The sequence below is a fragment of the Chloroflexota bacterium genome, assembly GCA_026706485.1.
Taxonomy (GTDB): Bacteria; Chloroflexota; UBA11872; order UBA11872; family UBA11872; genus JAJECS01.
In genome coordinates this window covers 85,332-108,928 of sequence record JAPOYR010000004.1, presented here as the reverse complement: position 1 = coordinate 108,928, position 23,597 = coordinate 85,332, and the positions used below count along the sequence as shown (strand labels likewise).

The window sequence follows — 23,597 nt, the reverse complement described above, 5'->3', positions numbered from 1 at the left end:
TGCTAGCATCCGGCCCGATGCCCCGGGTCGCCTCCGAGTCGCAACCGATGCCGTGCACCTGGCTCAAGCGCGCCGTCCAGACGCTCGTCGGCGTCGTGCTGCTGGCCGCGACGGCGCTCGTCGCCCTGCCGAACGCGCGCGCGGTCGAGGTGCCCGCGCACCTTCGCGTCGAGTCCGTGGTGGCCGAGGCTAACTTTCCGGTCGCGCTGGCCTGGACCCCCGACGGACGCCTCCTCTACACCGAAAAGTCCGGGGCCCTGCGCGTGGTGGAAGACGGGCAACTGCGCGACGAGCCGTTCGCCGTCTTCGAAGTCGACGCCTTTTTCGAGCGCGGTCTACTCGGCCTCGCCGTCGATCCGGATTTCGCCGCCAACGGCTACATCTACGTCTACTACACGCGCGCCGACACTGCCGGGCATCGCATCGTGCGCCTGCGCGAGGTCGACGGACGCGGCGTCGAACCCACCATCCTGCTGGACGAGCCCAACCCCACCGGCGCCGCGTTCCACAACGGCGGCAACCTGCATTTCGGCCCGGACGGCTACCTCTACGTCACGCTCGGCGAGAACCACGACTCCGGCCTGTCGCAGCGGCTCGACACCCCGCTGGGCAAGATCCTGCGCATCGACAAGGCCGATGGGCGGGCACCCCCGGACAACCCCTTCTATGACGACGGCGACCCGGCGTCGGCCAATGACGACCGAATCTGGGCGCTGGGACTGCGCAACAGCTTCGACTTCACCTTCCATCCGGACACCGGCGAGATGTTCGCCACGGAAAACGGTCCCCACTGCGACGACGAGCTCAACCGCATCGAGCGCGGCGGCAACCTTGGCTGGCGGCCCGAGTACGTTTGCGACGATCCCCACCTCGGGTTCACGGCCCCGCTCTGGCGCTTTAGCGACACCATCGCGCCCACGGGCATTGCCTTCCATCGCGGCAGCCTGTTCATGTGCGCCTGGAACACCGGCGAGCTCATGCGCTTCGAGGCCGCCGACCCCACCTATCGCGAACTGACCGCGGTCGAATCCTGGAACGGCGTCCCCTGTCAGGTCGACGTCGCGCCCGGTCCCGACGGCGCGCTCTACGTGACCGACGCCGGCTCGATCAGCCGTGTCGTCGCCGCCGCCGACTTCGCCGTGGACGGCGGACGCTTCTACAGCCAGGCCGGCAGCGGGCGGGGCGGGTTCGCCATCGTCGACGACGCCGACGCCGCGTTTTGGACCGCGTACCAAGACTTCGGCGGCGTCGAGGCGCTGGGCTATCCCGCCTCCCACCGGTTCGAGCTCAACGGGTTCCTCTACCAGGCCACGCAGGCCAGCCTTTTGCAGCGCCATCCAGTGACGGGCGAGGTGCGGCTGGCCAACGTGTTCGACATGCTCAGCGCCGCGGGATTCGACGCCTGGCTCGACGCCTTCCGGCAGATTCCGCTCAGCCGCGAGTGGGAGGGGGACCGGGGGCTCGCCTGGCCCGCCATCGTGGCGCGGCATTTGGCGATCCTCGAGCCCTACCCACCGCTCCTGGCGCGCTTCCGCGCCGTGCCGGACTGGATCAATCGCTACGGCCTGCCGATGGGCGTGCACGAGCTGGACTCGGTCGTCGTCGTGCGCGGTCAGCGCGCCGCGTTCCAGCTTTGGAAAGTGGACGTGCCGTGGGCTGCCCCGGGTACCGTCACCATCGTGCTGGCCGGCGACCTAGCCAAGGAAGTCGGTCTGGTGCCCGCCGAAGCGCAAGTTCCGGAACCGGTACCGTTTGGGGGATAATCGAGTGACGGGCACCCGTGGAGGTCGCGATGTCGCGTGAAGCGATCGCCGCCAAGCTCGATCTGGCCCTCGCCGAGCTTCGCGCCGGAACGTTGCAGGAGTCCACGCTCGCCGCCATTCGGGACGAGGTGGCGGCGGCGGAGGCGGCGACACAGGACCTGCTCTACCTGCAAGCCTCAGGCACCGATTTGAATTCCGAGGTAATCGGCATGCGCATCGTCCTCGACGGCGAGGTGTCCGACGGCCCGGGCGATCCCGACGATTGGCCCTATCAGACCGTCTTGGAAGCCGTCCGCGACGGCTGGCGCATCATCGACTTTCCCAACCTCGCCCTGCTGCTCGACGAGTCGCGCACCTACGCCTACGGCGCCGAGTTCGTCCTCGAAAAGATCCGGAGCGCCTGATGGACACCTCGCACATCCAGCCGACGTTGACCGATTCCGAAGTCCTCGACTTCTGCAAGAACGGCTACCTCCTGCTCGACGGCGTGGTGCCGGACGAGGTCAATCGCCGCGCGGTGGAGTTCCTCGACAACGACACCTACTTCGAGCCGACCGCCATCCTGGCCGAGGACTGGTTCATGGAAGGCGTGATCCTCAACCCGGCCGCCGCCGGCGCCATTCGCACGCTGCTGGGAGCGGAGTTCACCACGCCCGTGCTCATGAGCAATCACCGCGTCCACATGCCCCGCGAGGCGCAGCACTGGCATCGCGACGGCCAGTCGCGCTACGGCCCCTCGCTGCACTACCTCCAGGTCTTCTACTACCCGGAGGCCTGCACGCCCGAAATGGGCCCGACCGAGGTGATCCCGGGCTCGCACTACCTGTTCCAGCACGCCAGCTTCATGGGGCACTACGGCGGTATGCGCCACAGCGTCAAGACCGCCGCCTCCGCCGGCTCGATCTTTCTCACCGTCTACTCGATCTGGCACCGCCGATCCGCGTCCACCGCGCAGGGTGTCCGCAATCTCCTCAAATACAACTACTGGCGCACCGCGCCGCCCGTCCGCGACTGGATCATCGAGCCCGAATTCGACTTTCGGATGGCCGACTACACCTTCCCGATCACCACTCCTCGGCAGCAGTTCCAGGAATGCCTGGACGCGGCGGAAATGTTCTTCTGGCTCTGCGGCAAAGCGGACGAATACCGCACCATGGGCGGCCAGGGCTGGCCCCTGCCCGGCAACCGCAGCGCCCCGTCGGCAGGCTTCCCCGGCGACCCCACCGCCGTCACCTATTGAGGTGACCCGAGCCGGTCTCCGCTAGCTTCCGACCAGCCCGTCCGCCTCCAGGTCCCGCACGCTGGCGTCGAAGGCCTCGATCGTCCGGTCGATGTCGTCGTCGGTGTGCGCCGTCGACAGCAGGCCGCCACTGGTCATGATGTGCACCCCGTGGCTGTGCAGCGCGCGGCGCAGCGCGGCGCCGTCGTCGCCGGACATGCCGCTGCGCGAGGGCGTCCCGTTCATGGCCACGTGAAAGTAGGACGACTCGCCGTAGGCAATGGCCCCCAGGTCGTGCCGGTCGAACACGTCCTGAATTCCCCGCCGCAGCCGCTCGGTTTGGGCGTCGATCTGCGCGTGCACGGCGCCGTCGGCGATGTGCCGCAGCACCGCGACGCCCGTGGCCGCCGAAAGCGGGTTGCCGTTGAACGTGCCCGGATGCGCCATGCGCTGACCGCGGTCCCAGCGCGGATCGCCGCGCAGCTCCAGCCGCTGCAGGATGTCCGCGCGACCGCCCACACAACCGCCCGGCAGCCCGCCGGCCAGGACCTTCGCCATCGTCGTCAGGTCCGGCGTCACGTCGTGCAGCGCCTGATATCCGCCCGGCGACAGCCGGAACCCAGTGACCACCTCGTCCAGGATGAACACCGTGCCGTGCTCGCGGCACAGACCCGGCAGGGCCTTGACGAACGCCGGGTCGAGGGGCACCGCGCCCCAGCCCGCGCCCGTGGGCTCGACGATCAACCCGGCCACGTCGCCCTTGGCCAGCTCTTCCCGCACGCGGTCCAGGTCGGTTGGAATGCCCGTCACCGTGTCCTGCACGGCTTGGGGAATGCCAGCCGACATCGGCACCTCCAGGGGGTCGGACTGCGCCACGTGCGCGAAGTCGTGCCAGCCGTGAAAGTGGTAGTGGAACTTCACGATGCGCTCGCGCCCGGTGTGCGCCCGCGCCAGCCGCATGGCCATCAGCGTGGCCTCGGTGCCCGAGCCGGTGAAGCGCACACGCTCCACGCTCGGCATCAGTTCGCAGATTTGCTCGGCCCACGCAGTCTCGATCTCGTGGCTGGCGCCGTAGTGGGTGCCGCGGCTCAGCTGCGCAATGGCGGCCTGGGTGGGGATGGGATGCGCGTGGCCCAGAATCAGCGCGCCGTGCCCCATGGTGTAGTCGATGTACTCGTTGCCGTCGACGTCCCACTTCCGGGAGCCCTCGGCGCGGTCGACCATCACCGGGAATGGCGAGTGCACGCGCACGTCGTGGGTCACACCGCCGGCGATCACCCGGCGAGCACGGGCGTAAAGCTCCTGCGATCCCGGATTCCCGTCCACGAATACCTGATCGATGCGGCCGCCCGTCGCCTGCGTCGCCACGACTGCCCCCTCGCTAACCACCGCCACAAACTGCTGTAGGCGTGCCAGCATGGGCGCGCCGCGTGCTGGTGTCAACGTCCGAGTGTGGGCTAGGTCAAGTCCGCCAATCCCTTAGCGCCTGTCCCCGCGCAGGGAGACCGTTGCAAGATCCGGTAGGGGCGGGTCTAAGATCCGCCCGACTCCAAGCATCCGTCGCGCCTTCAGATTCGGCCGGACTGGATTCCGGCCTCCGCCGGAATGACGGAGGGGCTATGCACGCGTCTCCGCAGGCGGGGTGGGGGAATCCAGCCCAGGCTCACTCTCCGCCAAACCGCGCCAAGCTCGCGGCACGGCGCGGCCGCGCCGTACCCTTGAGCGTTGGCAAGTGGGGAGGCCGCGCGGATGCTCTTCGTCTTCCTCGGTGCGCGCGAGCCCCGCATCCACGACGAGGCGCGCATCGCGCTCGGCCTCAGCGACGCCGACGACGACCTCTCGCTCACCCGCCTCGACGGCGCCGAAACGTCGCTCGTGGATGTGGCCCAGGCCTGCGGCGCCATCGACATGTTCGGCGGCCGCCGCAAGGTGCTCGTGACCAACGCCCAGGCGCTGGTCACGAGCGACAAGAAGGTCCTGCCCTGGCTGGCCGAGTTTGCCGGCGCCGGCTCCGCCGCGCCGTGCGATCTTGCGGCGCTGGCCTACGTGGACCTGGGCGACCGCCGCAGCCGCTCGCGTGTCAATGCGTTCTCCAAGCTGGAAGACGCCGGCGCGCAGGTGCGGCAGGTGCGGCCGCTGGACGAGCGCCGGGCGGCGCAGTTCGCGCGGCGGCTGGCCCAGCGCCAGGGCGTGCGTCTCGATGACGCGGCCGCCGAGCGTCTGGTCGAGATCGTCACGCCCGACGCCGGGCTGCTGGCCCGCGAGGTCGACAAGCTGGCCGCCTACGCCGGCTTCACCGGCACGCTCACCGTGGACGACGTCGACGCGGCCTCGGCCACCATCGGCGAGCACCGGCGCTGGGACTACATCAACGCCGTCTCGGCGCAGCACCCGCGCCGGGCGCTGGGCGTGCTCCACGACCTGCTGGGACTGCGAGCGCCCAAGCAAATGATCCTGGCCGATATCGGCACGGCCATGCGGCGCCTGGCCACGGCCAAGGCCGTGGACGACGCGGGGGGCGACACCAAGGAAGTGGCGCGCCGCGCGGGCGTGCCGCCGTTTCGGGCGCGCGAGTTGCACGCGCAGGCTCGGCGCACCTCGCCTCGGCTATTGGAGCGCATGTACGGCGAGGTGGTGCGCACGGATCGCGCGCTCAAATCGACCGGCAGCGAGGAAGACGCGCTGCTCGAAATCCTGACGGCCCGGTTGGCGACCCCGCCGGGTCGGCGCTAGGCGGCTTCCTCCGTCGCGCGCTGGCGCTTCACCAGCCGTCCGAGCCGACGCGCCGCCGCGTTCCGCGGAATGATCCCGCGCCGCGCCGCGCTGTCCAGCGCCGCCTGCGCGGCCCGCACGGCCTCCCCGGCCGCCGCGTCGCCCTCGTCGATGGCCGTTCGCGCGCGCCGGACCAGTCGCCGCACCGTCGAGCGCACGCTGGCGTTGCGCGCGCGCTTGAATTGCTCGCGCCGCACGTTCTTCGCGCGCGCGTGCTGACGTTTCAGTTCTTTGGGTGAGGGCATGGCCCAACCTGGCGAGAGAAAAGACGAGGCAGGCTGCGATCGCCTGCCGCCCTAATATACCAACGGACCAGGACATCCGGCCGCGTCGGTTGGGAGAAACTTCGTGCAGCCCACCGTGGCGCTCATCGGCCGCCCGGATAGCGGCATCGACCAGGTGTTCGACGCCGCCGTCGGCTCGCAGGTCGTCGATTCACGCGACCGCATGCCGCGCCGCATCGGCGCCTTGGGGCTGCACGACCGCCGATTGGAGCGCCTGGCCGAGGTCATGGGTTCGCAATCGGTGGTTCAGGCTCAGTTCACCCTGTGGCACTTTCCGGGACACGGGCTGGGACTCGGCGCTGATGTCAACCCCGCCTGGCTGGGAGAGCTGCGCACCGCCGACGTCCTCGGGTTCGTCGTTCGACCTGAATCGGGGGCCGACGTGGAGTCAGCCCTGCGCACCAGTACAGACGACCTGGCGGCCGAGCTTGCGCTGTGGGATCTCGAGGTCCTCGACGGAGCAGCCGCGCGCGCCCACGAACGGGCCACCAAAGGCCCGCGCCTCGAACGGCGCGAGGCGCAGCATTCCTTCGAGCTACTGAACCGCACGCGCGAGCAGCTTGCCGCCACGGCAGTGCTTGATCTTGAGGCCCTAACGCCCGACGACCAGCGCGCGCTGCGCGGCTTTGGGCTGTTCGCCGCCAAGACCCGCGCGGTGATTGCCAACGTTCCCGACCCCGACGCGCCCGCCGCGGCCCGCGCGACCGCCAATCTACCCGCCGTCGCCGTCGTCGCCGGTGAGACCGAGGCCGAGATCTGGTCCCTGGAGCCCGATGACGCCGAGGATTTCCGGGCCGATCTTGGCCTCCCCGGCACCGCCGCCGACCGAGTCGGAGCCGCCGTCACGCAGGCGGCCGGGCTGCACGTCTTCTATACCGCCAACCGCGCCGCCGCCACGACCTGGCTCTTGCCCGTCGGCGGCACGGCGCTCGAGGCCGCGGCCACGATTCACAGCGACTTTGCCCAGCGCTTCATCGGCGCGGACGTCGCGCCGTGCGATGAGGTCGTCGCTTCCGGCGGACTTGCGCCGCTACGCGCCGCCGGCCGTCTCCAGCGCGTCGGGCGCGACCACGTGCTCGCCGACCGCGACGTCCTTCAGATCCACTTCAGTCGCTGACGCCGCGGGCGCCGGCTGCACGGTTCCCACGATTTCCTGCAGCGAGTCCAGGCCGTGATCGCGGGCGTATGCCGCCAGGCCGTCGGTGATGGTCTCCGCCGTGCGCGGCTCGCGAAACGTCGCCGTGCCCACCTGCACCGCCGCCGCCCCGGCCAGCAGGAATTGCAGCGCGTCATCGGTCGAGGCGATCCCGCCGATGCCCACGATCGGCACGTCCACCACCTGCCGCGCCTCATAGACGAAGCGCAACGCCACCGGACGAATCGCCGGTCCCGAGACGCCGCCGCTGCCGGCGCCCAGGAACGCCCGCCGTCGCTCCACGTCGACCACCAGTCCCACGATCGTGTTGATGAGCGAAATGGCGTGCGCCCCCGCATCCTCAACCGCCCGCGCGATAGGCCGGATGTCGCCGGCATTGGGCGACAGCTTCGCGATCACCGGCAACTCCGTGCCGGCGAGCACCGCCGCCACCGTCGCCGCCGCGGCCTCGGGCGTCGCCGAGAAGTCCAGCCCGCCAGCCACGTTGGGGCACGACAGGTTCGCCTCGATGGCGCAGACGTTCGGCAGGCCGTCGAACGCTCCCGCTAGAGCGGTCCAGCTTGTCGAGTCGTGCGCCGACACGCTCACGACGACCGGACACGGCAGCTCGGGCCAGATCGGCGCCTTCTCGCGCAGCACGCCCGCGACTCCCGGATTCGGCAATCCGATGGAGTTGAGCATGCCGGCGGGCGTCTCGACCGTGCGCGGCGTCGGGTTGCCCTCACGGGCCTCCGGCGTGACCGTCTTGGTGACAATGGCACCGATCCGGCTCAGGTCGACCAGGTCGCGGTACTCGTCCCCGAACCCAAAGGTGCCCGAGGCCGTCAGCACCGGGGAGCGCAACACCAGACCGTCGCGATGGGACGGCGCGAGATTCACCGTCAGCGCGGGCGCGATCCCAGCCAGGGCCTTCCACACCGAATCAGTCGACCACGCGACGCTAGCACACGCGCGGCCGAACCCCACCTCCGGTGGCCCGCGCTGCGTGCAGCGCGGGATTGGCCACGGTTGAATCTCCCAGGCTGCGCGCAGCCTGGGCCACCGGCAAGCCCGCGTGATCGCCCTCGGCTAAACTTGCAGGCCATGGAGCCGTTCTTCCGCCACATCCTCGAGCGCACCGGCCGCGGCGAGCGCGTCGTCGCCGCGCTGGTCGTCGGCAGCCGCGGCTCGACCCCGCAGCGCATCGGCGCGCGCATGTTGTTCTTCGAGGACGGATCGAGCTGGGGCACCGTCGGCGGCGGCTGCGTCGAATCCGACGTGCGGGCCAACGCCCGTCGCACCCTGGCCGACGGCCGCGCGCGCAACATCGAAATCGATCTCGTCGACGACGTGCGCGGTGAAGGCGATGTGTGCGGCGGCACGCTCGACGTGCTGATCGAGCCATGGGAGGCCTCTGCCGCGGCGGCGGCATGATCACGGACGCGGCGGCGGCGGCGCTCGGCGCCATCGCCTCGCGCACACCCCAAGTCTTCGTCTACGTCGCCGGCGTGCGCCGCGTGCCGGGCGTCGACCTCGGCCTCAAGCTGCGGTTTGAAACCGATGATCGCCTCATCGGCTCGCTCGGGTCCGAGGCGCTGGACGGCGCCGTCGCCCGAGACGCGGCTGACGCCCTCAGGACCGGCGAGCCCATCACCCACACCTATGCCGCTGACGGCAGCCCGGCCTCGCGCCGCGCCGCGGCCTACGTCAAGGTGTTCTTCGACCCCATCGTCCCCACGCCGCGGCTCGTCATTGCCGGCGCCGGGCACATCGCCCAGCCGCTGGCCCTCTGCGCGGATCTGCTGGAGTTCGAGACCTGGGTCGTGGACGATCGCGCCGACTACGCCAACCGCGAGCGCTTTCCCACCGCCGACCGCGTCGTGGTGGACCCGATGCACGAATTCTTCTCCGAGTTGCGCGTCGATCCGGCCACCTACGTCGTGCTCGTCACCCGCGCGCATCGCTACGACGAGGAGTCGCTGCGCCAACTGCTCGACACGCCCGCGCCCTACATCGGCATGATCGGCAGCCGCCGCCGCGTGCACATCGTCCACCAGACGTTGCTGGCGGAGGGGATTTCACCCGACAAGTTCCGGCGCGTCTACGCCCCGATCGGCCTGGACATCGGCAGTCGCACGCCCGCCGAAATCGCCCTCGCCATCATGGCCGAGATCGTCAACCTGCGCCGCGGCGGCCGCGCTTCGCATCTCTCGCTGGAGCTTTTCCGAGCCGAAGGCGACCCCGCCTAGAACGATCGCGCAACCACGGACCGACGACGGCCCCTGCGTACACTGCCGCCCATGGCGACCGAGCAACGCCCGCGCCTGATCGTTCTCGACGTAGCGTCCCTGCTGCACCGGGCCTATCACGCGGTGCCCAAGCACTTCGCCACCGCCTCCGGCGAGCCCACGAACGCCGTCTTCGGCTTCACCACCACCCTGCTGCGCATCGTCGACCTGCTCGCGCCCACGCACGCCGCCGCGGCCTTCGATCTCCCCGGCAAGACCTTTCGCGACGACATGTTCGAGGACTACAAAGCCGGTCGGCCCGAGACCGACGAGGCCCTCGTAGTGCAGTTTGGCCGGGTGCGCGAGCTGCTGGAGGTGTTCGGCATCCCGTCGTACGACCTCGAAAGCTACGAGGCCGACGACGTGCTCGGCACGCTGGCGGTGCAGGCCGAGCGCGCCGGGTTCGACGTGTTCCTGGTCACCGGCGACCGCGACGCCTATCAGCTCGTGACGCCGCACGTGCAGGTGCTCAGCAGCAACCCGCGCACCGGTGAGCCGGTCATCTACGACGCGGCGGCGATCCGCGCGCGCTGGGGCGTCGAGCCGGACCAGGTCGTGGACTTCAAGGGCCTGGTGGGCGATTCCTCCGACAACATCCCCGGCGTCACCGGCATTGGCGAGAAGACCGCCTCGAAGCTCCTGCAGCAGTTTCGGGACATCGACGAGATCTACGCGCACCTCGACGACGTGGCGCCGGCCGCCCGGCGGCGGCTCGAAGACCAGCGTGACCAGGCCGAGCTGTCCCGCGAGCTGGCGCGCATCGTCACCGATCTGCCGGTCGAATTCGATCCCGACCGCACGCGCCTTTGGCAGGCCGACGCCGAGGCAACGACGGCGCTCATGCTGGAGCTCCAGTTCCGCACCCTGATGGACCGCCTGCCGTTCGGCCTCGCGGAGCCGGCGGCCCACGACGGCGCCCCGGCGACCGCCGAAATCACGCCGCAGATCGTCGACACTCTCGCGGCAGCCGACGAGCTCTGCGAACGGCTGCTCACCGTCGAGCGGGCGGGGGTGTTCCCGCTGCTGCGCGAAACCCGCGCCGGCCCCGAGCTCTGCGGCCTGGGGATTGCCTGGGACGGGGCCTCGGCCTACGTTTCCTGCACCCCGAGCGACGCAAGCCTCCTCCATTCGCTCCGCGTGTGGCTGGCTTCGCCGGACCACGACAAGCTCGCCTTCGACTCCAAGCTGCTGCTACGCGGACTCTCCGGCTGCGGGCTGGACCTCGGCGGGGTGCAACTCGACCTGTTGCTGGCGGCCTACCTGGTTGACGCCGACGCCACGCCGCAGACCATCGACGACCTGGCGTTCCGCCGCCTGGGCGAGACCTTGGCGCCGCCGATGGTCGACGCCCCGCCTCCGAACACGTTCGCGACGCTGTCGCCGGAGGAGATCGCGCAGCCCCTGGCCGTGCGCGCCGACGCCTGCCTGCGCCTCGCGTCCGGCCTGGAGCAAGACCTGGACGCCAACGACCTGACCTCCATCCTGCGCGACGTCGAGATGCCGCTGGCCACCGTGCTGGCCGCCATCGAGAGCCGGGGCGTGGCCATCGACGCCGACGCCCTGCGGGAACTTTCGCAGGCCATGCAGGGCGAGATCGAGACCCTGGCGGCAGCCATCCACGAAGACGCCGGCGGACCGTTCAACATCAACTCGCCGAAGCAGTTAGGCCCTGTGCTCTTCGAGAAACTGGGCCTGCCGGCGGGTCGCAGGACCAAATCGGGCTACTCCACCGCCAGCGGCGTGCTCGAGGACATCATCGACGCGCATCCGGTGGTCCAGCGGGTGCTCGACTTCCGCGCCATCTCCAAGCTCAAGTCCACCTACGCCGACGCCCTCGCCAACCTTGTCGTTCCCGAGACCGGGCGCATCCACACCAGCTTCAACCAGGCCGTGGCCGCCACGGGTCGGCTGTCGTCGGCCAACCCAAACCTGCAGAACATCCCCATCCGCACCGCGCGCGGACGCGAGATCCGGCGGGCCTTCGTCTCCGGCGCCGACGATCTTGCCCTGCTCGCCATCGACTACTCGCAAATCGAGCTGCGCGTGCTGGCCCACGCGAGCGAGGACGAGGCCATGTGCGCCGCGTTTCAGGAGGGCCAGGACATCCACGCCGCAACCGCCGCGCGTCTCTACGGCGTGGGCATCGCCGACGTGACCTCGGACATGCGGCGCCTCGCCAAGACCACGAACTTCGGCATCGTCTACGGCATCAGCTCCCAGGGGCTGGCGCAGCGCACCGAGATGACCTTCGAGGAGGCCCAGGCGTTCATCGACACCTATTTCGCCACCTATCCCGGCGTCAAGTCCTACATGGACCGCACCGTCGCCGAAGCCCACGACCGCGGCTATGTCCAGACGATGCTCGGGCGCCGCCGCTATCTGCCGGGTCTCAAGGCCCGCGTCTTTCACCAGCGGGCGGCCACCGAGCGCGTGGCCATCAACATGCCCATCCAGGGCGCTGCCGCGGACATCATCAAGATCGCCATGATCCAGTTGGACCAGGAGTTGCAGCGCCACGCCCTCGCGTCCCGCATGCTGCTGCAGGTCCACGACGAGCTGGTGCTCGAGGTGCCGCGGGACGAGCTCGACGCCGTGGTCCCACTGGCGACGGCCAGCATGACCCAGGCCTATCCCCTGCGCGTGCCCGTGGTCGTCGACGCGCGCGTGGGCGCCAACTGGCGCGACATGGAGGAGCTGTAGCCGGGGCCGGTGAGGCATCCACCCGTCGTGCGATACTGGGGTGTGGGATTGACGCCTCGCTGCCAGCGGCTGCTCATGGACGGCCATGAGTCCCACCACCGGTCACCGTGGCGTTCCCGAGTTGGTATATCCGCACCAGTTCCTTCGTGAAAGTCACGCTCGTCTACGGATTCCTCGGCGCCGGCAAGACCACGTTGCTGCGCCGGTTGATCCCGCGTCTCCAGCCCCTGGGCCGCATCGCCGTGCTCGTCAACGAGTTCGGCCGGGAGGGCATTGATCAGCACGTGCTGCGCACCGCCGACGTGAGGGTCCGCGAGCTCACCGGCGGCTGCATCTGTTGCGAGGTGCGCGGCGACCTGCTCGCGGCGCTGGTCCAGATCGGCCGCGAGGTGGCGCCGGAGCGGCTGGTCGTCGAGCCCACCGGCCTCGCCGCACCCTACATGCTGGGCCAGGTGTTCACCCAGGCCGAGGTGCGCGAGATCGCCCAGGTCGACTCGGTGGTCACGGTCGTCGATGCTGCCAGACATGAAGCCGCCCACCAGGCCTTCGGCGATTTCTACGTGGACCAGATGCGCGTGGCCGACGTGTTGGCGATCAACAAGGCCGACATCGCGACGCCGGAGCAGATCGAGACCGCGCGCGATGCCGCCCGCCAACTCAATCCCGACGCCGCCCTGGCCGTCACCAGCTATGCGGACGTCGACCTTGATCTCGTCCTCGCCGCCATTGCCGCGCCCCGCCCTGCCCCCGCTGAGGCCAACGGCGCCCACGGCCACGGAGAGCAACCCGAGCTCTCCACGCTCGGGCTCGAGCGCGCCACCTTCCAGCCCGAGTCGCTCGCGCGCGACCACCTCGACCGCTGGCTTGCCGCTCTCGCCCGCGGCGATTTCGGTGACGTGGTTCGCGCCAAGGGCATCGTGCGCGTGGACAACGCCACGTTGCTCGTCGACGTTGTAATGGGGGGCGTGGAGGTCCGGACGTTCAGGCCGACGCCGGCACGCTTCGAAATCATCGGCCGCAATCTCGATCCTCGATCCATGGAGAAGTTTCTCGCCAATGGCAACACGCACATCCCGAGCCCGTCGCTCACGCAGTAGCAAACCCGCCAATCCAGCGCCCGCCGAGGGCGAGGCCGCCGCGGCCGAGGCGAACGCCGACGAGTCCGCCGACAAGGCCAACGGCAAGTTGCCCTCGCATCTCACGCACCATCGCCGCATTGCCCGCAACCTCAACGGTCTGCTCGAAAACTACGGCGAGTTGCGGCGCCAGGTCGTCCAGATCGAGCGCACCTACAAGCGCGGCGACAAGGACCTCGACGCCCGCATCTTTCAGCTCACCACGCGCCTGGACGCGCTGGAGAAGAAGCTCAACAACTTCGATCAAGAGATGATCAGCGTCACCTTTGAATCCAACCTGAAGATCCGCGGCAACAGTGACGCCATCGAAGCCCTCTGGGACGCGCTGGAGGCCGGCGGGGGCGCCAAGGCCGTCGCCAAGCGCCGGCGCGAGGCCGCGGAGCGCGAAGAGGCGCGTCAGGAAGGCATCGAAAAGCAGCTCCAGGAGATGCTCGACCAGAAACGCCAAACCAAGCCGACGCCCCGACGACGAAAGGTCACGAAAGCAACATGAAACGACTGTCACCCATCCCAGAAGACTTCGCGCCCGATGCCGAATCCGCAGGCAGCCCGGAAGACGACCTGCGGGCCCTGATGGATGAGTTGAAAGACGCCGTGTCGGCGCCGCGCGCCGCCGAGCGCGACCTGGCCGCCGCGGCCAAGGCCCTTTCCCGGGCCGCCGGCGCCCTGCACACATCGAATGGCGCCTCCGACTACGGCCCCAAACTGCGCCTGGGCGTCTTTCTGGACACGGCCAACCTGACGGATCGGGGCTCGGACGATCCCATTCGCGTGGACTTCGCCAAGCTCTTGGCCCATGTCACCGAGGGCCGCCGCACGGTCCACGCGCGCGCCTATTGCCCCATCTACGCCGACTTCAACGGCCGGCTCGAGCACCAGCGCTCGGTCGCGCCCGTCTGGGACATGGGCTACGACATCGTCACCAAGCCCATCAAGGTGTTTGCCGACGGCACCCGCAAGGCCGACCTCGACCTGGTCCTAGTCGTCGACGTGATCCGCCGCTTGCCGACCATGGACGTCGTGGCGCTCATGTCCGGCGACGGCGACTACGTACCGATGGTTGAATACCTGCGGGAGCACGGCGTGCGCGTCGAGGTGTACTCCTTCGCCGATGCGATTGCCGAAGAGCTGCGCCTGGCCGCCAATGCCTGGCACGACATCAGCGCCCTGACCTCCGTGCACGTGGGCGCCCCTGCCCCCAAGCGGAGCCGCAGCCGCGCCGGCGCGTCGGCCTCCAGCGCCTGACCGGCCATGGCGCCCCCACCGGACACGATATGAGCGGTCGCCGCCGGCGCCGACGCCGGTCGCGCCGAGAATCGTCGGGCGCGTGGCGCCGTCCCTGGCGCCGCATGCGTCGCTGGTTCACGGTAGCCCGCATCTGGGCCGTCATCTCGGTAATCGCCGTGATCCTGCTGGTCGCCTCGCTCATCATCACGCCGGGTCTCACCTCTGGGAACTAGCCCACCGTCGCCCCCGGGCGAGGTTTCGCCGCGGCGGAGACGCGGGGCGCGCGCCGCCCGCTCGCGCGGCTGGACCATTCTCCGCATCGGCGGCACTGCCATCACGCTCGACCCAAGCTGGCTCATCATCTTCGTCATCATCGCCTGGATGACCTCGGAGTCCGTGATCCCGGTGCGGCTCTTCGAATCCGCCGACCAAGCGGGCCTCGCGCCGCCACCGCCGGGATCGCAGGCGAGCTACTGGGCCGGCGGGCTGCTGGCCAGCGTCGTCTTCTTCGGCTCGATCGTGGCCCACGAGGCGGCCCACGCCCTGATGGCCGTTCGCCGCGGCATCGCCGTGCCCCGGATTCGGCTTTTCGTGTTCGGCGGCGTGGCCGAGATCTCCCAGGAGCCGCGCGCCGCTGGCCAGGAGTTTGCCATCGCCATTGTCGGCCCGCTCACCAGCGCCGCCATCGGCGGCGTGTTCCTGGCCCTGGCCCAGGTGCTGCCGCCGGCCACCGTGCCGCGCGTGACGGCGCAGTGGCTCGGCGAGATCAACCTCTTTCTGGCCGCCTTCAACCTGCTGCCGGGATTTCCGCTCGACGGCGGACGCGTGCTGCGGGCCATCGTCTGGGGCATCACGCAGAACGTGCACACGGCCACGCGCGTCGCCAGCCTGGCCGGCGCCGGGTTCGGCATCCTACTGATCCTCTTCGGCGTGGTGCAGTTCATCGCCTTTCGCGGCCTTGGCGTGCAGGCGCTGTGGGCCGTGTTCATCGGCTGGTTTCTCTGGTCGGCCGCGCGCTCGGCGCTGCGCGAGGGCGACATTCGGCGACGGCTCAGCTCCATGGTGGTGCGCGACGTGACGCGGGCCTTCACCCAAGCGCCGTTTCCTCTTGACGCGGTCATCGCCGAGGTCGAGTCACGCATCAGCGCCGAGAATGCTCCTCCGGTCTGGCCCGTGGCCGATGCCGCCGGCGACGTCTACGCCATGGTCGCCACGCGCGACATCGCCGCCGTACCGCCGTTTCTGCGAGAGACGACCCGCGTGGGCGATGTCGCGCGGGAGATCGATCCCGCCGACGTGCTCGAACCGGAGACGTCGCTCGACGGCGTGCTCCAGGACGCCCAGCGTCGCCATCGCGGCTACTACGTGGTCAACGCCGGCGGCCGGGTCGTTGGCTGGGTCTACGTCGGCGACCTGCTCCGCGCCGGACGCCAGAAGACCTAACCGGCCCGCCGAGCGTCTGCCGCGGTCCACTATCATCTAGGCAGTCCTGAATCGGCACTGGGAGCATGGCGTGGCCGCAGCGAACAAATCCGCCGTCTTGATTGATCTGGCCTCGTTGCAGGCCCTCGCCGCAAACGGCGGCGGGACGATCGACTTCCAGCAGCTGCGCGACCGGCTCACGGGCGACGCCACCCTCGTGCGCGCCACGGCCTACGGCACCGAGCACGAGGGCCAGCCCACCCCGCACCTGGACCTCGGCAGCCTGTCTCGGGCCGGCTACAAGCTCGTGACCAAACGGCTGCGACGCCGCGACGACGGCACGCTCTACGCCAGCGTGCACGTCGAAATGACCGTCGACGCCCTCGACCTCACGCCCTATATCGACCGCCTTACGCTGGTGACCACCGACCCGGACTTCGTGCCGCTCATCGAAGCCGTGCAGCGCCGGGGGGTGCGGGTGCAGGTCGTCGCCAGCGGCGCGGGGCGCAGCCAGCCGCTGGCCGCCGCGGCCGACGAGACGCTGGAGTTGGACGACTTGCTGTCCGACGTGGTGCGCCGCGAACGCCCGCGCCGGGATCGCCGGCGTCCCACGCCACCGCGCGCCGCCCCCGGCGAGACGGCGCGGGCGCGGGTACCCGATCGACCCGACGAGGAACCCCGGTCGCGCCGCGCCCCGCCGCGACCGCCCAATCGACCTGATGAGGAACCCCGGCCGCGCCGCGCGGCGCCCCCGCCGCCGCCTCCGCCGCCCGAGTCGCCTCCCCCGCCTCCGCCCACTGCCGCGCCTGAACCCGCGGCGGCAACGCCGGCAGCGGACCCTCCCAAACGACGAGAACGCCTCACCGCCCTGCCCGGAGAGCGGTTGAGCGGGCGCGCCGGGCCTAATCCCGACGCCCCGGACTAGCCCCGTGGCGCCGTGCGCGTAGGCATCGCAGCCACCATGTGGGGTGATGCGCCGTTTCGCACCGTCGCCGAGGAGGCCCGCGACGCCGGATATGCCGGGCTCGAAGGCGGCGTGACCGACCTGGTTGGCGACGCCCCGCTCGCGCGCCGCATCGTCTCGGACGACGGCCTTCCGCTCATTGGCGGACGCTTCGCGGCCAACTGGTTCGCCCCCGAGTACCACGACGTTGAGCTGGATCAACTCCGGCGCGTGGCCGAGTTCCTGGCCGACCTCGACGCCTCCTACGTCGTCGCGGCGGCCCACGCGGTGCCCGAACGCTGGGCGGCCGCGGGCCACGGCGATCCCGCCGAGGAGCTGCAGCCGGACCAGTGGGGCCACCTCGCCGAGTGCCTCGCCCGCGCCGCCGACATCTGCGCCCAGGAGTTCGAGCTCCAGGTCGTCGTTCGCAACCAGCTCGGCTCGCACGTGGAGACCAGCGCGGAGCTCGATCGCCTGCTGTCGCTCACCGACCCCACGTCGCTGATGCTCGCCGTCGACGTCGGCTACCTGTTTTATCTGGGCTCCGACCCGCGCGCCTTCATCCGCGACCGCATCGAGCGGGTAGCCTACGTCATCCTCAAAGACGTGGACGCCGATCTCCGCGACCGCCACCTGGCGCTGGGCGGCACGCTGCCCGCCTTCGTCCACCAGGGCGGCTTCCCGGAGCTTGGCGGCGGCCACGTCGACCTGGAAGGCATCCTGGAGATTCTCGGGAACAGCGACTATGACGGATGGCTCGTGGTGGATCAGGACCTTACGCTCCGCGATCCCGCCGCCAGCGCCCAAATCAGCCGAGAATGTCTCGTGCACCTGGGGCTCGAGCCCGAATCATGACGCGCGCGCTTGACCGCCGCTCGGTCGTGCGCGGCGCCGCCGGCTTGATGGGCGCCGGCCTGCTGGCGGCGTGCGGCGCGGAGCCGGTGCGCCGAACCGCCCCGAGGCCCCTTCCCCTGGCCAATGTCGAGCCCTGGGGCGCCAACGTCTTCCTGGATGAAGAGAACGAAGCCTGGAAACGCCGCCACAGCCTGGAGCTATTGCGCGACGCCGGCGTCCGCTGGATCTTTCAGCGCATCGGCTGGGACGCGGTCGAGTCGGTTGGCCAGGGACTGTTCGTCAATCCCCAGCGGCGCGAGAGCAGTTGGGACCGGTTCGACGACATTGTCGACCGCGCCCTGGAGCAGGGCATTTCGGTCGTGGCCCGCATCGACCGCTCACCGCCGTGGGCGCGGCCCGGTCGCGAAAGCCCCACCGCACCGCCCGAGGACCTTGCCGATTTCGCAACCTTTCTGGGCACCCTCGCCGAGCACTACCAAGACCGCATCCAGCACTACCAGATTTGGCACGAGCCCAACCTCGCCGCCAACTGGGGCGGCGCCGCGCCGGATCCGGCGGGCTATGCCGAGCTGCTGCGCGTGGCCCATGACGCCCTGAAGTCGGTCGACGACCGCCTCGTCGTCGCCGCCGCGCAGCTGGCCCCCACGCTGGAAAACAACCCGCGCGCCATCAGCGACCTTGCCTTTCTGCGGCAGACTTACGACCACGGCGCCGCGGAGACCCTGGACATCCAGGCGGCGGCGGCCTTTGGCATGCAGTACTCCCCAAATACGCCGGCGGACCCGCGCGTGCTCAACTTCCGCCGCGTCGAGCTGCTCCGCAACCTCATGGTGGAATACGGCCGCAGCGACGCCGCCGTCTGGCTCAGCGCCTACGGCTGGAACGCCGCACCGCCCGACCTCGAGGTCTCGCAGCCCGTCTGGCGGCGCGTCGAGGAGGCGCAGCAGGCCGCCTGGACCATCGACGGCGTGCGCTACGGCCTGAGTGAATGGCCCTGGATCGGCGTCTTCGGCATCTGGTTCTTCCGCCAGTCCTTCGCCGCCCTGGGACCCGACGACGCCTCCTACTACTTCCGCATGGTCGACCCGGATTTCACGCCGCGCCCGGTCTACCGCGCCGTCCAGGAAGCGGCCACCGGCCACACGGACCTCTAGCGGGGCTCGTGCGCCCGGCGTCATGGCCGGCCGGCTTCGACCGCGTCGCGTTGGCCGCCGCCCACCCGGTGAGCGCCTCCTCGGCCGCGGCCTTTCGCATCGCCTTCGGGCTCCTTGGGCTGTTCGCCGTCGGCCGCTTCGCCGCCCACGGCTGGATCGCCGAGCTCTATATCGAGCCCGAGCGTCACTTCAAATACCTCGGCTTCGAGTGGGTGCAGCCCTGGCCGGCCTGGGGCATGTATCTCCACTTCGCGCTGCTGGGTGTGGCCAGCCTGGGCGTGGCGCTCGGCTACCGCTACCGCCTCTGCATCGCGGCCTTCTTTGTCCTCTTCACCTACGTCGAGCTCATCGACAAGACGACCTATCTCAACCACTACTACTGGGTAAGCCTGGTCAGTTTCCTGATGATCTTCATGCCCTTGCACCGAACGGCGTCGCTGGACGCCCGGCGAAGGCCAGCGTGGCGCCGGGACACGATCCCCGTGTGGGTGCTCTGGACCCTCCGCGCGCAGCTGGGCGTCGTGTATCTGTTTTCGGGCATCGCCAAGCTGAATCCCGACTGGCTGCTGCACGCGCAGCCGCTGCGGATCTGGCTCTACAACAACGGCGACCTATTCCTAGTCGGCCCGCTGCTCAAGGAGGCCTGGGTGGCCTACGCCATGAGTTGGGCCGGGGCCGCATTCGACCTCACCATCGTGGGCTGGCTGTTGTGGCGCCGCAGCCGCCCATTCGCGTACCTCGTGGTCATCGCGTTTCACCTGGCAACGTGGGTGCTCTTTCCCATCGGCATATTCCCGTGGGTCATGATCTTGGGGACGCTCATCTTCTTCTCACCCGACTGGCCCCGGCGGCTGCTGGCGAGGCTCCGCCGCCGCCCACCGCCCAAAGAGGCCTTCACGCTGCGATCCGCCGCGCCCCCCGGCTGGACGGCCCGCGCGGCCGTTCTTGTCCTTGGCCTGTTTGCCTTGGCGCAAGTCATCGTGCCCTTGCGTCACTGGGCCTATCCCGGCGAGGTCCGATTCAACGAGGAGGGCTACCGCTTTGCCTGGCGCGTCATGCTGACGGAGAAGACCGGTCACGCCCAATTCCGCGTCACCGATCCCCTCACCGGGCAGGAGTGGCTGGCGTATCCCGAGGACTACCTCACGCCTCTCCAGGCCGAGCGCATGGCCTACCAGCCGGACATGATCCTGGAAACGGCGCACTTCATCGCCGACGACTTCAAGCGCCGGGGCCGCGACGTCGAGGTACGCGCCGACGTGTTCGTCACGTTCAACGGCCGTCCCGCCGTGCGCTTCATTGACCCCGAAGTCAACCTGGCGGGAGTTTCGCCGGGCCTGGCGCCGAAGCCGTGGATCCTGCCCGCGCCGGACGGCCCCAATACACCGCCCGTGTCCTAGCGCATGCTGTCGCCGTCGGTGTCGCTGAAACCGACCGCGACCCCCAGCAGGCTCACCACCTCCGTGTTGAGCGTGCGGCGAAGGTCCATCACCCGGTCATAGACCGCCCGCACCTGTGCCGGCCGGTCCACCACGGCGGCGCGCAGCGGACCCTCCACGGCGTCTACCGCCGCCAACGCGTCTTCGAATTGGCTGCGCATGCGCTCGTCCGCCGCGGTCGACAGCGGAGTGACCAGGTGCGAGACCCCGAGCCCGTCGTTGCCGGCGTCTCCCAGGTACACGTCGCGCATGCCCAGCACCGTCGCGCGCAAGTCGGCCAGACCATTGCCGCCCGCCCCACCGGGAATGGCCGCAAGGTCGGGACCGTCGCCCCGCAGCCCCAAGGCCGCCGCCAACTGCAAGTCCGTCAGTGCGCGGATGAGGAAAACCTGCGTCCGCACCACCTCGGCGACCGCCGCGCTCTCAAGCATCGAGCTCGACGACCGTCCGGTGAGGAAGTCCTGGTAGGCGGGGCCGCCATTCCGCGACACCGTCCACTCATCGACGATGGCGCCGGTTTCGGACGCAATCAACCCGCCGAGCGCGCGTACGTAGTCACAGCGCGGAGAGGCGGAGGCGGACAGGCGGGACACCGCGTCCGGGTCGAACACGACGTACTCGATCGCCCCAAAGCCCCGCTGCGTCGACGCCAGGGTGTTCCGCACCGCGTCCTCGGTCGCTGCGGGATTCTGTGCCAGCATTCGTTCAATTCGCTCGGGATCGATTGGCGACCAGTCGATCAGCCCGCCGGAGCGTCGGTCCGCAACCGGACCGAACGCCATCGCCGCCGATCGCAGCCACGCGCCGCGCGCGTCCCGCCACGCCTGGTGCGCGGATTGCAGCGTGCTGTCCGAGGGCACCGCGCACAGGGCATCAAGCGCCGCCTCGAGGTCGCCGGCCGCCGCGGCCGCCGCCTGGTACGTGGGCACGATCACCTGGTCCGCGAGACTGATCAAGACCTCGGAGTCGTCGGGAGCGCCCTCGCCGCATCCGACCGCCACCACCAGCAATCCCGCCGTCAAGAGCCGGCGCCATGGGTTCATCACTACAGTGACCTCAGAAACTGGAGCAGCGCGACGCGCTCGTCCCGCGTCAGGGCCATGAACCGATCGCGGGAGGCTTGCCCTTCGCCGCCGTGCCAGAGAATCGCCTCCTCGATGCTCCGCGCCCGCCCGTCATGCAGGAACATGGTGTGACCGTTGACGACGCTCACCAGGCCAATGCCCCACAGCGGCGGCGTGCGCCATTCGCGTCCGGTGGCCAGACCGTCGGGCCGCCCGTCCGCCAGCCCCTCGCCCATGTCGTGGAGCAGCAAGTCGGTGAATGGAAAGATGGTCTGGTTGCGCAGGGGCTCGACCGGGTGATCGTTCCCGGTGACGTGCCTGGGCGTGTGGCACGCGGCGCAGCCGGTCTGGACGAAGAGCTCCGCGCCCTGTCGCACGCGAGGATCGTCAACGTTGCGCATCGCCGGCACGGCCAGGGTCTGCACGTAGAACGCCACTTGGGCGAGCCGTTCGTCCGGAATCTCGGGCGCACCGCCGTTGGGCGCCGCCGCGCACGCGTCTTGCGCCGCCGGACAGTTTTCCTGCGGGAACAGGGTCGACGTGATCCCAATGTCACCCAGGAACGCGCCGGCGGCTTGCTGCTCCACCGTGGGCTGGTTGGCCTTCCACCCGAATCGCCCCAGCACATCCTCCCCGCGCCGGATGTCCCGAACCATGTTCGGACGGCCTGAGATTCCGTCGGCGTCGGCGTCGTCGGGGTCCGCGAGCTCCAGGATGCGTTCCGCCGGAATGGCCTCCAGCAAGCCCATGCCGATGACGGCGGAGGCGATGCGCGGCGAGATCATGATCGCCGGATCGTGCGGACCGAATGCAAGGTCCACGATGATGTACGTGGGCTTGCGCAGCGTGAACGGCGTGCCGTCCGGGTAGGCGCCGCCGATGATCTCGTAGCGAATCTCGATCCGCCCCTCCGGCGCGATGCCGATGACGGCGCGATCCTGCAGTTGGCCGCCGTAGACCGCGTCGTCAACCGGGCCGTTCGGCCCCGCAACGCTGAGCCGCAGCAGCAGTCCGCGCTCGGGATCTTCGTCATGGTCCGGAGGCTTGGCCCGGCCATCGCGGTCGTGGCAGGACGAGCACGACAGCGCATTGAACGTCGGGCCCAGGCCGTCGCGCGCTTCAGTCGACGCCGGGGCCGTGACCCAGTTTTGCGTGAAGAAGCTGTCGCCCACCTCGAAGATGCGCCGCTCCTCGTTGGCCAGGTTGCGCGCGGAGAGCTCGAACGCGTTGCTGCCGGCGCTGAACGCCGTCGTCGCCCCGCCCAACCGCTCGTCGAAAACCAAATCGAGGTCAATGCCCGGTCGGTCGGGTCCGCACGAGGCGAGCAATGCGCCCGTGAATACGACGGCCGCCAGCCGCCCGAAGGCGCGCCGCGCTCCGACCAGAACCACTGGCCCGGGGTCACCGCACCCAGGTCGCACGTGGCGGCGCCGCCCGCGCCGTCCTACCCCACATGCGACCTGCCGCGAGTGGCGGATGCGGTGACCATGGCTGTGAAGTGCCGTTCCACCCGGCCGGTCGTCAGCATGGCGCCGACGGCCAGAAGCCAGACGAAAAAGCCGGTTCCCACAATGGGGTGAATGATCGTCGCGGCATCGATCCAGATGAATTGCATAGCCAATCCGACCACGGCCGAGACGGGCGCGATGCGCCGGAGCTGTCCACCGACCTTCCACTGATACCGGGCGGCGATGAGCAGGGCCAATCCGGCCGCCACGAAGCCGATCTTGCCGGCGATCCAGTGCAAGGCGTCGAGCGCCTCCGCCGCGGCGCCGCCCGTGGCCGGCGCCGCGGGCGCCCCGACCGCCAGGGCGATCGCGCTTGCGCCCGAAACGCCCAAGCCGAGCCCGGCGACGGCGAGGAGATACGGCACCAGCGGCGTGCCCAGACGCTGGCGAATGATCCACGTCCGCAGCAGAAACCAAGCCCCGGCCACGAGCGCAATTCCCGCCACCACACGTCCGGCGCCGCCCAAGCCATAGGCGCCGCGCTGATCGGCGATGGCGGCCAGCGTCTCGGCCAGGGTGTCGTGGTCCGCGGCCGCCGACACCCGTCCGATCACCGAGACGGCCAGGGCCACCGCCGCAAACACGAGCAGCCCGCCCGCGTAGCGCGCAGCCGCGGCCGGAACTGAACCGGCCGCAGCCCCCGTCGGCAAGGGCGCGCGGTCCACGACCTCAGGCACCGGGCCGCACC

Annotated in this window: 22 protein-coding genes; 16 read left to right on the top strand and 6 right to left on the bottom strand. The window is 69.9% G+C overall.

The window, feature by feature from the left end; all coding sequences use genetic code 11:
* The first annotated feature begins 47 nt into the window (after positions 1 to 47).
* Genes OXG79_03070 through OXG79_03060 form a run of 3 tightly spaced genes read left to right on the top strand, consistent with a single transcriptional unit; the run spans position 48 to position 3,003 of the window.
* Positions 48 to 1,763: a PQQ-dependent sugar dehydrogenase gene (locus tag OXG79_03070; GenBank protein MCY3782750.1), complete on the top strand. Its 1,716-nt coding sequence runs from the start codon at positions 48 to 50 to the stop codon at positions 1,761 to 1,763.
* 29 nt (positions 1,764 to 1,792) lie between these two features.
* Entirely contained in the window at positions 1,793 to 2,167 is a 375-nt protein-coding gene (locus OXG79_03065; protein ID MCY3782749.1) for a hypothetical protein, read from the top strand.
* Entirely contained in the window at positions 2,167 to 3,003 is an 837-nt protein-coding gene (locus OXG79_03060; GenBank protein ID MCY3782748.1) for a phytanoyl-CoA dioxygenase family protein, read from the top strand. The genes OXG79_03065 and OXG79_03060 overlap by 1 nt, the downstream gene beginning before the upstream one ends.
* A gap of 21 nt (positions 3,004 to 3,024) precedes the next feature.
* On the opposite strand, the gene OXG79_03055 is transcribed toward OXG79_03060, so the two are convergent.
* Entirely contained in the window at positions 3,025 to 4,401 is a 1,377-nt protein-coding gene (locus OXG79_03055; protein ID MCY3782747.1) for an aminotransferase class III-fold pyridoxal phosphate-dependent enzyme, read from the bottom strand.
* 330 nt (positions 4,402 to 4,731) lie between these two features.
* Between OXG79_03055 and holA the strand changes: the two genes are divergently transcribed.
* Positions 4,732 to 5,715, top strand: coding sequence for a DNA polymerase III subunit delta (gene holA, locus OXG79_03050; protein ID MCY3782746.1), 984 nt, complete (start codon positions 4,732 to 4,734; stop codon positions 5,713 to 5,715).
* Here holA and rpsT read toward each other — a convergent pair.
* Positions 5,712 to 5,999 (bottom strand): 30S ribosomal protein S20, encoded by a 288-nt coding sequence (rpsT, locus tag OXG79_03045; protein ID MCY3782745.1) that lies wholly within the window; start codon positions 5,997 to 5,999, stop codon positions 5,712 to 5,714. The two genes, holA and rpsT, sit on opposite strands and share 4 nt — an antisense overlap.
* Before the next feature lie 103 nt (positions 6,000 to 6,102).
* Between rpsT and OXG79_03040 the strand changes: the two genes are divergently transcribed.
* Positions 6,103 to 7,155 (top strand): DUF933 domain-containing protein, encoded by a 1,053-nt coding sequence (locus OXG79_03040; protein MCY3782744.1) that lies wholly within the window; start codon positions 6,103 to 6,105, stop codon positions 7,153 to 7,155.
* Here OXG79_03040 and OXG79_03035 read toward each other — a convergent pair.
* The gene (locus OXG79_03035; GenBank protein MCY3782743.1) at positions 7,069 to 8,112 is read right to left on the bottom strand and encodes a dihydroorotate dehydrogenase; all 1,044 of its coding nucleotides are present in this window, start codon (positions 8,110 to 8,112) and stop codon (positions 7,069 to 7,071) included. The two genes, OXG79_03040 and OXG79_03035, sit on opposite strands and share 87 nt — an antisense overlap.
* Before the next feature lie 165 nt (positions 8,113 to 8,277).
* On the opposite strand from OXG79_03035, the gene OXG79_03030 reads away from it, so the two are divergent.
* The 11 genes from OXG79_03030 to OXG79_02980 all read left to right on the top strand — a co-directional run bounded on the left by OXG79_03030 (position 8,278) and on the right by OXG79_02980 (position 20,298).
* On the top strand, positions 8,278 to 8,607 hold the full coding sequence (locus tag OXG79_03030) for an XdhC family protein (GenBank protein MCY3782742.1): 330 nt from the start codon (positions 8,278 to 8,280) through the stop codon (positions 8,605 to 8,607).
* Positions 8,577 to 9,422: an XdhC family protein gene (locus OXG79_03025; GenBank protein MCY3782741.1), complete on the top strand. Its 846-nt coding sequence runs from the start codon at positions 8,577 to 8,579 to the stop codon at positions 9,420 to 9,422. The genes OXG79_03030 and OXG79_03025 overlap by 31 nt, the downstream gene beginning before the upstream one ends.
* Positions 9,423 to 9,473: 51 nt before the next feature.
* Positions 9,474 to 12,161 carry a DNA polymerase I gene (gene polA / locus OXG79_03020; protein MCY3782740.1) on the top strand — a complete coding sequence of 896 codons (2,688 nt, stop codon included), beginning with the start codon at positions 9,474 to 9,476 and terminating at the stop codon, positions 12,159 to 12,161.
* Positions 12,162 to 12,307: 146 nt separating this feature from the next.
* Positions 12,308 to 13,258, top strand: coding sequence for a GTP-binding protein (locus OXG79_03015; protein ID MCY3782739.1), 951 nt, complete (start codon positions 12,308 to 12,310; stop codon positions 13,256 to 13,258).
* Complete coding sequence (locus OXG79_03010; GenBank protein MCY3782738.1) at positions 13,218 to 13,790, top strand: hypothetical protein; 573 nt, start codon at positions 13,218 to 13,220, stop codon at positions 13,788 to 13,790. Before OXG79_03015 ends, OXG79_03010 begins: the two co-directional genes overlap by 41 nt.
* Complete coding sequence (locus OXG79_03005; GenBank protein ID MCY3782737.1) at positions 13,787 to 14,542, top strand: NYN domain-containing protein; 756 nt, start codon at positions 13,787 to 13,789, stop codon at positions 14,540 to 14,542. The genes OXG79_03010 and OXG79_03005 overlap by 4 nt, the downstream gene beginning before the upstream one ends.
* A gap of 363 nt (positions 14,543 to 14,905) precedes the next feature.
* On the top strand, positions 14,906 to 15,967 hold the full coding sequence (locus OXG79_03000; GenBank protein ID MCY3782736.1) for a site-2 protease family protein: 1,062 nt from the start codon (positions 14,906 to 14,908) through the stop codon (positions 15,965 to 15,967).
* Between the two features lie 70 nt (positions 15,968 to 16,037).
* Positions 16,038 to 16,871, top strand: coding sequence for an NYN domain-containing protein (locus OXG79_02995; GenBank protein MCY3782735.1), 834 nt, complete (start codon positions 16,038 to 16,040; stop codon positions 16,869 to 16,871).
* 12 nt (positions 16,872 to 16,883) lie between these two features.
* The gene (locus OXG79_02990; GenBank protein MCY3782734.1) at positions 16,884 to 17,744 is read left to right on the top strand and encodes a sugar phosphate isomerase/epimerase; all 861 of its coding nucleotides are present in this window, start codon (positions 16,884 to 16,886) and stop codon (positions 17,742 to 17,744) included.
* Positions 17,741 to 18,898: a hypothetical protein gene (locus OXG79_02985; GenBank protein MCY3782733.1), complete on the top strand. Its 1,158-nt coding sequence runs from the start codon at positions 17,741 to 17,743 to the stop codon at positions 18,896 to 18,898. Before OXG79_02990 ends, OXG79_02985 begins: the two co-directional genes overlap by 4 nt.
* Before the next feature lie 8 nt (positions 18,899 to 18,906).
* Positions 18,907 to 20,298, top strand: a complete 1,392-nt coding sequence (locus OXG79_02980; GenBank protein ID MCY3782732.1) for an HTTM domain-containing protein — start codon at positions 18,907 to 18,909, stop codon at positions 20,296 to 20,298.
* Here OXG79_02980 and OXG79_02975 read toward each other — a convergent pair.
* Genes OXG79_02975 through OXG79_02965 form a run of 3 tightly spaced genes read right to left on the bottom strand, consistent with a single transcriptional unit; the run spans position 20,295 to position 23,586 of the window.
* Entirely contained in the window at positions 20,295 to 21,380 is a 1,086-nt protein-coding gene (locus OXG79_02975; GenBank protein MCY3782731.1) for an imelysin family protein, read from the bottom strand. The genes OXG79_02980 and OXG79_02975 overlap by 4 nt on opposite strands.
* 2 nt (positions 21,381 to 21,382) lie before the next feature.
* Positions 21,383 to 22,792 (bottom strand): c-type cytochrome, encoded by a 1,410-nt coding sequence (locus tag OXG79_02970; GenBank protein ID MCY3782730.1) that lies wholly within the window; start codon positions 22,790 to 22,792, stop codon positions 21,383 to 21,385.
* A gap of 53 nt (positions 22,793 to 22,845) precedes the next feature.
* Positions 22,846 to 23,586, bottom strand: coding sequence for a hypothetical protein (locus OXG79_02965; GenBank protein MCY3782729.1), 741 nt, complete (start codon positions 23,584 to 23,586; stop codon positions 22,846 to 22,848).
* Positions 23,587 to 23,597: the final 11 nt, after the last annotated feature.